Below are 12,538 nucleotides of genomic sequence, written 5' to 3' on the forward strand. Positions count from 1 at the left end.
TTTTATGCGTTGAGTGAGTAAGTCTTGAGTTCCTGCGCTACCAGTTGCCGGGTAGTCCCTGTAAGATCAGCCATCTCTTTAAACGTGATCAGTTCATTAAGTTGATAGACCTGCTGGTAAGCATCCACTACCGGTCTCGAAAGCTGCTGGTACAGCCGGCGTATTCTTTGCCGGGGTTCAAAGGAAGTGATCTCCTGTAAGCGGCACTCTGTTTTGCACCACCGCGAGGTGATCGTGGCCATAAACCAGTCCGAGGTTACCGGGTCTCTGTTGACAATGTCTTTAAAGAAATCGATCTCATACAGTCGCACCTCGCTGGCCACAATCGTTCTGCTATGTTCTGCAAACGGCTTGCCCGGCAAATACCGGAAATTGCCAAAGAACTCTCCCGGCTCCAGCAATTCATGGATCACATCTTCCTTATCGGAGAAACAACCCAGCTTCACCGCGCCTGAAACGATCTCGCATATATAATTCATCCGTGTAGGCGGCGCATAGATATAGGCCCCTTTCTTGTATTTCTTTACAAGCACATGTTGAGCTATCCGGCTATCATGCTTCCACTGCAGGTAAGCAAACAGGCCATTGTCGCGGGGGTGTATCATGCCTTAACAATTCATTCACCAAATTAGTTACCCTATGTTACCGGAATATGAAAAGTGCCCCTGCAGGCAGGAGCACTTTTGCACATTGTGTAATTCCTGAATATGTCTTTGTCCGGTATTGGATCTTAAAACGTGATGCCTTAAAAGCTATAGCGTGCACCGATCTGAACCTGGTAGGGAGTACCATTCCGGGTGGTAACACCCACATTCTCATTTACCCGGTATTGGTATTCTTTCGTAGCCTGGTTGAAACCGCTTACAGTCAGCAATGTTTGTGCGCCCAGGTTGTAATTGCCGCCCCATTGCTTATTCAGCAGGTTGGCAAAGTTGAACACATCGACACTCAGGCTCAGCTTATGTGTCTTATACAATTTGAATTCTTTAGCCAGCCTTACATCGATAGTACCCGTAAAAGGATTCTCGCCGCCATTCCTGCTGGCTATTTTACCCAGTGATTCCTGGATATGCTTCTTAGCCCGGCTGTTGGGATTGGCCAATACCTTCAGCATCGATTCACGGATGGCCGTGGCTGTCTTGGGATCATTGGGGTCAAATACAAAAGCCAGGTCATTGTCGTTGCCGGGGCCGCCTACAAAGTCGCCGTTGATATCTGCATCCACTACTAAAGAATAACGCGAACCACCAAGGCCCGTAAAGCGACCGCTCAGCGAGAAGCCCTTGAAGGTAGGCGTAGCACCATACAAAACTACCTTATGCCTGAACTGGTTGTCAGAATAATCCATCTCACTAAGACTGCGTGGGTCTGATTTAATAGGGCGGAAGGTAGATGTGTTGGCTACGTTACCATTATACGAGGTGTTATCCTTCGTAATATTATAGGTATAGCTGAAGTTGATATAGCCATCCCGGAAGTAGCGGTATTCACCATCTATAAAGGCTGCCAGTTGATTGATCTTGGCGCCATTCGTAAACTCCAGCGTGCGGCCTACCAGTTGTGTTTTTCGTCCTTGTACATTGTCTGTAATGCCGGCGGAAGTGATCGTATTGGCTGGTACAAATACACCACGGTTGGCTTCATTGGCCAGGGTGAAGTAAGGTTGGTCTACCAGGTTGCGGTCCAGGTATACATAGTTGTCCCAGGTATAGGCGTATTGAACATTGAAGCCCAGTCTGAAGCGGTTGCCAAATATTTTATTGTAGCTGATATTCGCTTTAAAAATACTGGGCACTTCCAGGTCAGGGCTGTTCAGGTTGATCGTAGATACCGTGGGCACTCCTGCTATTACACCTGGCGCTGTAGAAGGATCATTGCGGTAACTGGGGAAATTGGGCTTGGGTACCAGGTTGGTGCCTGTGGAAGGACGCGTAACATCAATAGCTGCCACCTTCGTTCCACTGTTCTGGATATTGTTTACCTGGGCATACGTGATCGGGTTGGCAGAGAAAATACCTGCGCCAAAGCGGATGATATCTTTCTTATTGCCTTTTACATCCCAGGTCAGTTGCATACGCGGTTGTACATTGTTCCAGTCACTGGCATTGTTGTCGGTACGCAATCCCAGGGCTTGATCTACTACTGCATTATAATCACCTTTGGTAAGATAGCTCGTCACATCATACCGTACGCCAAAAACCGCATCTACATCTTTCAGTAATTCAAACTGTACCTGGCCAAATAAAGAGGCGTTCAACACCCACTGCTGTACAGATGGTTTTCCTTTTAAGGGTACTTCACGCGCATAGCGCGAAGGATTGAGGTTGTCAAACTCTTCCACACTGTTGAAAATAAATCGTCCATTCTGCTCATTGGAGATATACGTATCCAGGTAGGTCAGCGTATTGTCTGTTCCAAAAGTGAAATTGTATTTTCCTTTGCTGAGGTACGTGGTGTTCACCAATTGGTATTGACGCTCGAGGTTATCCTCCGGGTTAAAGCGCTGACCGCCCAACTGCACCGTGGTATTGCCCATCGTACCATTGGGTAATTGCGAACGCACAGTTACAATAGCGCGGGGAATATTGGCCGAAGGCAATTCGCTGTTGGGAACATAATTGCGGGTAGTAACCTGGTACTGGAACTTCAGTTCATTCAGTACATTGCTGTTTAACTGGCTGCGTAAGGACAACAGCAAGCTGTTTTCCCGGGATTTAAAATCACCGTATACTTCATACAGGTTGATGCTGCTATTGTCGCTATTGCTCACCGGGTTCTTCCAGTCACTATAGTTGTTGCGCAGCGTTAACCGGTTGCGTTTGTCGATTTGCCAGTCCAGGCGCCCAAAGAAAGTATTGGCCACTGTTTTCCTGCCAAACTCACCCACCTGCGGACCATTGCCCAGCCCATACTTGCGACGGCCAATATCGATCACATTGTCCAGGGCCGCCTTGCTGATGCGCAAAGAGTTGGCATCATCATCGTCCTGTATGTCGGCGATAAAGAAGGGCTGTGATTCATCCTGCCTGTCAAAAGCAGTAAAGAAATGCAGCTTGTCCTTAATGATGGGGCCACCTAAGCTAAAACCATATTGATTGGTGGTAAAGCTTTGCGTACGCTTATTGCCCCGGATGTCATAGGGGCTGGCCAGGAAATCGGCACGGAAATAATCAAATACACTACCTGTAAATGTATTGGTGCCCGATTTGGTCACCGCACTGATGGTGCCGCCACCGGACCGTCCTTGTGTTACATCATATACATTCGTGATCACCTCAAACTCACGGATCGATTCCATGGATAAAGAGTAGGGACCGCTGCCCACTGCACCACTGGTCAGGTTGTTCCGGGCGCTTACACCATCTATCTGGTAATTGGTAGAAGAAGGAAGCTGACCGCTTACACTGCCGCCGTTCGTTGTTGGCGCCAGCGCACTCAGGTTATTGAAGTTCCTGTTTTGCGTGGGCAGCTGTTGTATCATGCGCGCTGAGATAGCCGTAGAAGCACCATAGCGGTCAATGCGGCTGGTCACCGTATTGGCTTTTACCACTACTTCCTGGAGAGAAGCTGCTTTTTCCAGCAGCTCAAAATCTACTATCAGCTGGTCCCCCAGGTTGAGGGCAAGGTTTTCCTTCAAAGCATTCGCAAACCCTACAAAGGATACCTGGATGGAATAGGGCGATCCCAGGGGAAGCTGGCGGAAAAAATATTTACCATCTTTCATGGTAAGCGTGGTTGCCTGGAAACCGGTGGAAGCGTTTTTGAGGGTTACTGTAGCGCCTTCAACTGGTTTTTTGTTGGCAGTCAATACCACACCTCTCACCGATGCATCAGTTCCCTGTGCAGAGGAAAGCAGTGGAAGAAAAGATAAAGCAGAAAGAATTAGGGCAAAAAAGGTCACGCAGCCCTGTTGGAGCCGGTTTGTTGCTATCATACTGTTGAATTTTGGCCAAAATTATCCCAGTATGAAAGGGGGGTATGTTAGATTCTAACATGCCCGGATGGCTTAATAATAACTTAATAATTCATGGCACTCTTACAGGAAGTATCTTTCTTTGCAGCATGGAATTGAAGCAGGCCATTCAACTGATCCGTACACCAAAGCTCGATAGCGCATCTGCACAGGTCTGGGCCGACCTCGGCGCCGGCACAGGACTTTTTACCAGGGCCCTCGCTCAATTGATCGGTGAGAACAGCACCATTTATGCCGTGGACCGGAAGGATACCGATCTCCAACAGATCAGGGCCACAGACCATATTACTATTGAAAAAGTGCCCGCCGACTTTATCAGTGACGACCTGGGCCTGTAGGGATTAACAGGTATCCTGATGGCCAACTCCCTGCACTATGTAAAGGATCAACTGTCCTTTATTAATAAGATGAAAGCTTCTTTTGCAGGCGAAGGCCGCTTCCTCATCGTAGAGTATGATACCGACAAAGCCAACCCCTGGGTACCTTTTCCCCTGAGTTTTATTTCGTTGACCAGCTTGTTTACCGGGGCAGGTTATACCACCATCAAAAAGATCAATGAAACCCCTTCCCGGTTCAATGGCAACAATATCTATGCGGCCTGGATAAGCTAACCATAAGCGACAGGAGATATTAAGTTTGTGTTAAGGAATCGTAAACAACCCACTGGCAGCTTACTTTAGCGGCCTGAATTCACCTGGGCTTATGCATGATGACCGCTTTCCGATAAAACACTCCTTACTTTCTCTGCTCCTGGTCTTACTGTTTACTGTCATCACCAGTCCATCCCGCGCACAGCAAAAGCAATGGCTTTTTACATTGGACCAAACCGAGCAATTGGCCAAGCGCCAGCCCGACTCAGCTTATATTATATTAAAGGAACTTATGGCAACTGCCCGGGAAAAGAATAATCCCCTAGTAGAAGCCATCTGCCTCCAGCAGTTAGGGCATGTATTTTATAATTACAGCAACTTCACCCAGTCGATAGATCATTTATTGCAGGCCGAAAAGATATTCCGGGCCATCAATGAGTCCGACAGGCTGGCTGCTACCCTGAATTATCTCGGTACCGTATACTATTCCAACAAGCAGATCGAACTGGCAGGCCTGCAGTTTACCGAAGCCCTTAAGATCAATATCGCCCGCAATGATAAAAAGGGACAGGCACTTTCCTACGGCAATATGGGCCACTGGTACGAAAAGAAGCTGATATATGATACCGCCTATCAATACCAGCAAAAGGCCCTGGCCTTGTATCATCAACTGGGTGATAGTATCGGCATAGCCAAGATCTTCGAGAACATGGGCAGCATCCTGGAAGATTATGCCCGTTATGATTCCGCCCGGCTTTGCTTTGAGCAGGCCCTGGCCATTAATCAACAGCACAATGATGCCATTGCCCAGATCGAAATATTGAACAACCTGGGCGATGTGTACCGCAAGACAGGCCATTACCGCGAAGGGCTCGTCTATACCCGGCAGGCATTGCGGCTGGCCCTGCAAACCCAATCCCAATATCAACTGGCCAGCGCCTACCGCGATATGGCCCGGGGATTTGAATTGCTGCAACAGTTTGACAGTGCCTATCAATACAATGAACAAAGCCGGAGCCTGGTGGAAAAGATCTATGCCGCTGCCAATAACCAGCAGATCGCTTTCCTGGAAACCGTGTATGAAGTAGAAAAGAAAAACCATGAACTGGTAAGGCTCACCACACAGAAAAGGATCAATATCATTATTACCATTGCCATTGCACTCGTTGTGGTCTTACTGATCGTACTGGGCCTTGTCGTCATCAGCCGCCAACGCCTAAGGATCAGGAATGAAAAAGCACTCAATGAGCAGAACAAGGATATTTATGAGAAAGGGAAGGGGCTGATGCAGGCCGAGATCAGGAACAAACAACTGGAAGAGGAGAAGTTGAAAACAGAACTGGAAGTACGCAGCAAAGAGTTATCTGCTCATACCCTTCACCTCATACAGAAAAACCAGTTATTGGAAGAGTTGCGCAGCAAGCTTCATGAAATAGCCGAAGATGACAAGCGCGACCAGAAAAAGCAATTGCGGCAGCTGGTACAAAAGATCAGCCTCAATTTTAGCCAGGACAATTATTGGGATGATTTCCGCGCCATCTTCGACCAGGTGCACCAGACCTTTTTTACCAACCTGAAACAGCATGCAGAGAATCTTACCCCCGCCGAACTGCGACTGGTTGCCCTGCTGCGTATGAACCTGAGCTCAGGTGATATGGCTACCCTGCTGGGCATTTCCCAGGACAGCCTGCGGGTAGCACGCTACCGCCTCCGTAAAAAGCTCAATCTCTCCGAAGGAGAATCGTTGACGGCATTTATACAGGGACTCTAAAGATCCGAATGCAGGATGCAGGATGTAGAATTGCTGCCGCACTTTGGAAGCCGCGACAATTAGTCAACCACTTAGAATAGAAGAATCCGAAATTCTACATTCTACATTCGAAATCGGATAGGCGTAACAATTCCTTAATGGATAATTGCGCTTTACTCAACTAATTGATCTCAAATTGCTTGCGGCAATTTGCTACGCCCTTGTTGCCCCTTTGTTCACGCAGCACGCGGCCTTGTATCCCTTTTGTTAACGCCGGTTTCTTCCATTCAGGCAGGCCAGCGATCATATTTGCGCATCGAACAAAAAACGAATTATGATAACAAAGTGGATCACCTGTTGCTTGCTTCTCACCACCAGTTTGGGTGCATGGGCGCAACAGGCAATTATTAAAGGAAAGGTGACCGATGTGGTCAATAATGAGGTACTCACAGGGGCCAGCATTTCCCTGTTGGGTACCAACAATGCCACCGTTTCAGATGTCAACGGTGAGTTTTTAATTTATGCCAATCCCGGCGACCGCCAGGTGGTCGTCCGCTACCTTGGCTATCGGGATACAACGATCTCGTTACAATTGAAAGGAAATGAAACCCGTGCCTTGAATATTGGCTTGTCCAGTTCTTATGCCCGCTTAAGCAGTGTGGTGGTGATGGGTTTGCTGCAGGGCCAGGCCAAGGCCCTCAACCAGCAAAAGAATGCGGATAATATTAAGAATGTGGTGGCTGCCGATCAGATCGGCCGCTTTCCCGATCCCAATGCGGCCGAAGCCTTGCAAAGGGTACCCGGTGTAAATATAGAACGTGACCAGGGCGAAGGCCGCTATGTTTTTGTACGTGGCCTCGCTCCCCAGTTCACCAATGTGAGTGTCAATGGCGAACAAATACCATCGCCCGAAGCCGATGTGCGTTTTGTAGCCCTCGATGCCATTCCCGCCGATCAACTGGCCTCTATTGAAGTAAGCAAGTCCTTAACACCCGATATGGATGGCGATGCCGTAGGTGGTTCTGTGAACCTCATCACCCGCACCGCGCAAAGCAAGGTGCCCCGCATCAATGCATCGGTGGCCGGTGGTTACAACCAGCTCATGCGCAAGACCAATATCCAGGGACAGTTGCAGTATGCGCAAAGACTGGGCAAAAAGGAAAAGCTGGGCCTGCTGTTCAACAGCAGCTATTACCACAATGACCTCGGATCGGACAACGTGGAAAGATCACCGCAGGACAATGAAGTGGAACTGCGCGATTATCAATTGACCCGTACCCGCCTGGGATTGAGCAGTACCCTCGATTACAAGTTCAATCCCCGTCACGAAATATACCTGCGTGCTTTGTACAGCCGCTTCACCGACCGCGAGTGGAGAAGGGCTACCAAGTTCGTTCCCGAAGATGATGAGATCGAGAAAGCTACCAAAGACCGTTTTGAGGCCCAGTCAATTACTACCATTAACCTGGGTGCCAAACATACCTTCAGCAAGTTCTTCCTCAACTATGAAGCCCAGTATTCCATGGGACGGCAAAATACCCCTTACGATAATGAGATCGTATTTGTTGCCGGCCTTCCTTCTACACTGAGCTACAACAATCCCAGGTACCCTGCTATTATAGCCGATAAGTTTACAGATAACAAGGAGTACGAATTTGACGAGGCTGGCTTTGGTCATACCCTCGCCAAAGACCGAAACCTCACTGCCAAGTTTGACCTGGGTATTCCTTACAAGCTGAACAACAACAATGGCCTCATCAAGCTGGGTGGTAAAATGCGCCGTAAAGAGAAGAGCTACAACATTACCCAGGATTATTATGGCGCTATTGCCGATATCCCTGGTGCGGATGCATTTGACGAAGACCAGCCCAAGAAAAAGTTCATGGATGGTCATTATATCCTGGGAAGGCCCTTGTATATGAGTTCCTTTATCAGGTATTTCAATGCCAACCCTTCCCAGTTTGAAGCATCCCTCGAAGACAAAGCCATCGATGAAGCACTGGAAGCATACGATGCAGAAGAGAATGTATATGCAGCGTATATCATGGGCAGACAGCAATTCAACAAAGTAATGGTGCTGGCTGGTGTGCGATACGAGAAAACCAACGTGAACTACAACTCAAAGGATGTAGTGATCGATGGCGCTGGCGACTTGCAGGACATTGTGCCCGTGTCTGGCAGCAGCCACTACGACTTTTTCCTGCCACAGGCCAGTGTACGATACCAACTGAGCCGTTTCACCAACCTGCGTGCTGCCGCTACTTTCTCTTATGCCAGGCCCAACTTCAGCGAGATCATCCCTGCACAGGAGATCAACCGCGAAGATGAAGTGGCTACTGCCGGCAATGCTGCCCTCAAACCCGTGAAGGCTTTCAACCTCGACCTGCTGGCCGAACATTATTTTGGTAATGTAGGCGTATTATCCGGCGGCTTCTTTTATAAACGCCTGAATGATTTTATCTACCGCCGTGTATTGTTCAACAGTCCTTATCCCCTTACCGGTACCCCTTATATCAACAGCATTGATGTAATACAGGCCCGGAATGGTAATAAGGCCAATGTAGCAGGTTTTGAATTTGCCTTTCAGAACAACCTGAGTTTCTTACCGGGCGCACTTAAATATTTCAGCCTTTACCTTAACTATACCTATGCTCATTCTGCAGCCACCCTACAAAGCCGTTCGGCTGATGAAACCGATCCCAATGCCACAGAAAAGTTACGGCTGCCCGGTCAGGCTACCCATGTAGGAAATATCTCCCTGGCTTTTGAAAGGAAAAAGTTCAACGCCCGTATTTCGTTCAACTTCAATGGCGAGTACCTCAGCGAAGTAGGAGCCACCAACGAAGAGGATATTTTTGTGAAGGACAGGCTGCAGGCCGATATCAGTGCCGGTTATGCTTTCAATGCCCACTGGCGTGTATTTGCCGAAGCGCTTAATCTTACCAACCAGCCTTTTGAAAGGTTCATGAATAATAAGACCCAGCTCATTCAGCGGGAGTATTACCAGCAATGGGGACGCTTCGGGGTTAAGTTCGACTGGTAAGCTCGAATACGGTGAGCCGCCCCTAAAGGGCGACCCACCGTATTCGAACCAGTATGAGCTACCGCTTCCGGATCAAGGGCGGGTCGCCTTTGAAAGGCGGCTCACCCTGATACCCAACACAGTACACGCTATAAAAAGAAATCTCATTCATCGCCCTCAAACTTATTGATATGAAAAGATCATGGATACAACTAACTATACTGACAGCTGTGTTAAGTGCAGCAGCCTGTGACAAGGAAAATGACGACCTGGTGACCCCCTTGTCTGTTGAGCAGTTCCCACAAGTGGTGGTCCTGTCCGACGAAGGCGATGGCGGCCTCGAAGATGAAGATGCATTCAGTGTTAAGATCACCCTGGCCGACAGGGTAGATACTTCCGGCAAGGAGCTGGGTGGAAAAGTAGTGCCCCTGAAAGAAGCGGTAACCGTCAACTTTAAGGTCACAGACTTCAAAGGCTTTTCAAAACTGTCTGATTACATCAAAGGAGCCGAAGCGTTTTATGAAATAGATGATTGCACTACTTCTGCAGATGAAGGCATCGATATTCCCCTGCAGTTTGATGTGAATACCGGCATTGGAACCGTTACCTTCCCGGCTGGTGTGGAAGAACTGGAAATTGAATTTGAAGTGGATGAAGATATCTTTGATGACAATATATTCAATACAAAAAAACGGGAGCTGACCATCCAACTCACCGGGGGAGGAAACGCCCAGGTGCAGGTCAATAAGACGGCAGAGTTTACCTACCAGGTGCAGGATGACGAAGGCATTTATGGCGAATGGGAGCTGGATCACACCGATCCGGTGGCTTTTGCAAAGTTCAAACAGCTCTTTGGCCTCATCAATGAAGATATTAAGAACCTGCAGGTGGCCGATGTAAAAGAGATCACCCTGGAATATGAATTTGAGGAAATAAAGGCTGTGGTGGTACTAAAAGCTACAGAACAGGTAGATGACTGTGGTAAAATAAAAACAGAAAACAAGGTCATCGAGGTAGAAGCCGAAATAGAAGACCTGGATGATGATAAGACCGAAGGCGATATAGAGTTTGGCGAAACACTGGAGCTGGACAATGGCCGGTTTAAAGAATATGTGTATGCCGGTTCTTTCAAGATCGTGGCGAATAAACTAACATTGGAACTGGAAGGCGAGCTGGATGATGATAAAACCGGCACTGTAATTCTTACCCTTGAAAAATAATTACTCAGTAATCACACTTAACACATGCGCAATTTTGCTACGACTCTTATTATAGTATGTTTTATTGTAAATGCTGCTTGCAAATCAACAAAAGGACTTGCTGACGCGAACGCCGGGGATATCATAAAGCCTGTTATCATTACCGATACCGTACAGTATGATACAGATGATCCGGCCATCTGGATCAATCCGGCCAATCCCGCCGCCAGCCTCATTTTGGGGACAGATAAGGACCAGGATGGCGCATTGTATGTATTTGACCTGCAGGGGAAGATCATACAGGATAAAGTAGTGCGCAACCTGCAGCGTCCCAACAATGTGGATGTGGAGTATGGATTGAGCCTGCAGGGCAGGGCTACCGATATTGCCGTGGTCACCGAGCGGTTCACCCACAAGTTGCGCATCTATTCCGTACCCGATATGAAGCCCATTGATGGCGGCGGCATTGAAGTATTTGTAGGAGAAACGCAGCCGGAATACCGGGACCTGATGGGTATAAGTTTGTATAAAGCCCCCACAGGAAAGATCTACGCGATCGTAGGCAGGAAGACAGGCCCCCGCAATGGCGGTTACTTATGGCAATACTTATTGGAAGATGATGGCCGGGGCATAGTTAAAGCCACCCTGGTGCGCAAATTTGGTCTGTTCAGCGGTAAAAAGGAGATAGAGTCGATCGCTGTTGATGACGCCTTAGGTTATGTGTACTATTCCGATGAGGGATATGGTGTACGGAAATATTATGCTGATCCGGCCAAAGGGAATGAAGAACTGGCAGCTTTTGGAAGAAAAGGGTTCAGGCAGGACCATGAAGGCATCTCTATTTATCCCGTTACCGATAGCACAGGATATATATTGGTCTCCGATCAGCAAACCAACCACTTTCAGATCTTTACACGCGAAGGAAGTAGTGGGAATCCGCACCAGCATGTACTGGTAAGGTCTGTGCACTTGTCAACCCTGGAAAGTGATGGCTCGGATGTAGTGGCTCTACCATTGAACAGCACCTTTACAAAGGGCCTCTTTGTAGCCATGAGTACCGACAAAACATTTCATTATTATCGCTGGGAAGACCTGATGAAATAAGCAGTTTAGGGTTTGGAGTTTGGTGTTTCGGGTTCCTCAGAACTAACTGGCTGACTAAATATGGGGGGCTTAGAGGCTGCATGTAAGGGCTGCAACAAAACTGCCATTAGTTAACCACCAGGAAGTGCAGCACACGAAACGCTAAACCCGGAACACGAAACCGTTAAACATTCACATATTTCCACTTGTATCCATTCCATTGCGAATAAACTCCTTTGGCTACCTGGATGATCTCTTTTTCCCCAATACCGGTTTGACGTGAGGCTTCACTTACACTTTCGTATTTGGCAATTAATTTCCCGCGGTGCGTATATTGCTTGATAGGTTTGCGGCGGGTGTAGCCTCCATAGGTTTTGGGCCATTTGGAGCGGTCGGCAATTTTGAGGTAACTATCCTGCCGGTCGCGCGTGAATACCCTTTTTTGCTTTTCACTCTTAGTGACCAGCTGCAGGTTCTTTACTTTATTGTTGTAGCCATTGCCGTCTTTGTTGATCACATATAGGCCATCCTTCTGGTAATTGATCTTTTTATTTACAAACGTCATGTAGATCAATCGTCGTGTATTGAAGTAATGTTGTACCCCATCCATACTCAGGGATACCCGCAGGTCGATCATGGGTTCACCCGTTTTGATATTGTTGTTTTCAGCAATCGATTGGCTTAAGATCCTGCCGCTTACAAATTGTTGCCCCAGGCGGGCATGTAGGATGGTTCGGTCGAGCGATTTGATCCGGCCTAAACTGGAGGCCTGGTAGATACCTTCAAAACCAGGTATGTCTTTCCATTCTTCATTCCTTAGATCTTTAATAGACTTATTCTGGAAAGGATAATTATTTCCGGGCATAGTTAGTTGGCTTGGGTTATACAGTTAAACAGTATTCCAATTTACCAGCTACATGC

9 protein-coding genes are annotated in these 12,538 nt (G+C 47.9%); 6 read left to right on the forward strand and 3 right to left on the reverse strand.

What is annotated here, in order from left to right; all coding sequences use genetic code 11:
* Positions 1-2: 2 nt before the first annotated feature.
* Positions 3-605: a Crp/Fnr family transcriptional regulator gene (locus D3H65_RS28345; RefSeq protein ID WP_119053526.1), complete on the reverse strand. Its 603-nt coding sequence runs from the start codon at positions 603-605 to the stop codon at positions 3-5.
* A gap of 140 nt (positions 606-745) precedes the next feature.
* The gene (locus tag D3H65_RS28350; protein ID WP_119053527.1) at positions 746-3,934 is read right to left on the reverse strand and encodes a TonB-dependent receptor; all 3,189 of its coding nucleotides are present in this window, start codon (positions 3,932-3,934) and stop codon (positions 746-748) included.
* Between the two features lie 128 nt (positions 3,935-4,062).
* Here D3H65_RS28350 and D3H65_RS28355 point away from each other — a divergent pair, with 128 nt between their 5' ends.
* From D3H65_RS28355 to D3H65_RS28380, 6 genes are all read left to right on the forward strand, one after another.
* Positions 4,063-4,311: a class I SAM-dependent methyltransferase gene (locus D3H65_RS28355; RefSeq protein ID WP_119053528.1), complete on the forward strand. Its 249-nt coding sequence runs from the start codon at positions 4,063-4,065 to the stop codon at positions 4,309-4,311.
* Positions 4,312-4,329: 18 nt separating this feature from the next.
* The gene (locus D3H65_RS28360) at positions 4,330-4,584 is read left to right on the forward strand and encodes a hypothetical protein (protein WP_119053529.1); all 255 of its coding nucleotides are present in this window, start codon (positions 4,330-4,332) and stop codon (positions 4,582-4,584) included.
* 91 nt (positions 4,585-4,675) lie between these two features.
* A complete protein-coding gene (locus tag D3H65_RS28365; RefSeq protein ID WP_119053530.1) occupies positions 4,676-6,334 on the forward strand; it encodes a tetratricopeptide repeat protein in 1,659 nt (552 codons plus the stop codon).
* A gap of 313 nt (positions 6,335-6,647) precedes the next feature.
* The gene (locus D3H65_RS28370) at positions 6,648-9,356 is read left to right on the forward strand and encodes a TonB-dependent receptor (RefSeq protein ID WP_119053531.1); all 2,709 of its coding nucleotides are present in this window, start codon (positions 6,648-6,650) and stop codon (positions 9,354-9,356) included.
* Positions 9,357-9,526: 170 nt separating this feature from the next.
* Positions 9,527-10,555: a hypothetical protein gene (locus D3H65_RS28375; RefSeq protein ID WP_119053532.1), complete on the forward strand. Its 1,029-nt coding sequence runs from the start codon at positions 9,527-9,529 to the stop codon at positions 10,553-10,555.
* A 24-nt stretch (positions 10,556-10,579) separates the two neighbouring features.
* Entirely contained in the window at positions 10,580-11,638 is a 1,059-nt protein-coding gene (locus tag D3H65_RS28380) for a phytase (RefSeq protein ID WP_119053533.1), read from the forward strand.
* A gap of 163 nt (positions 11,639-11,801) precedes the next feature.
* Here D3H65_RS28380 and D3H65_RS28385 read toward each other — a convergent pair whose 3' ends face one another.
* Positions 11,802-12,482, reverse strand: coding sequence for an NUMOD4 domain-containing protein (locus D3H65_RS28385; protein WP_119053534.1), 681 nt, complete (start codon positions 12,480-12,482; stop codon positions 11,802-11,804).
* Positions 12,483-12,538: the final 56 nt, after the last annotated feature.

This window comes from Paraflavitalea soli (assembly GCF_003555545.1).
Lineage (GTDB): Bacteria > Bacteroidota > Bacteroidia > Chitinophagales > Chitinophagaceae > Paraflavitalea > Paraflavitalea soli.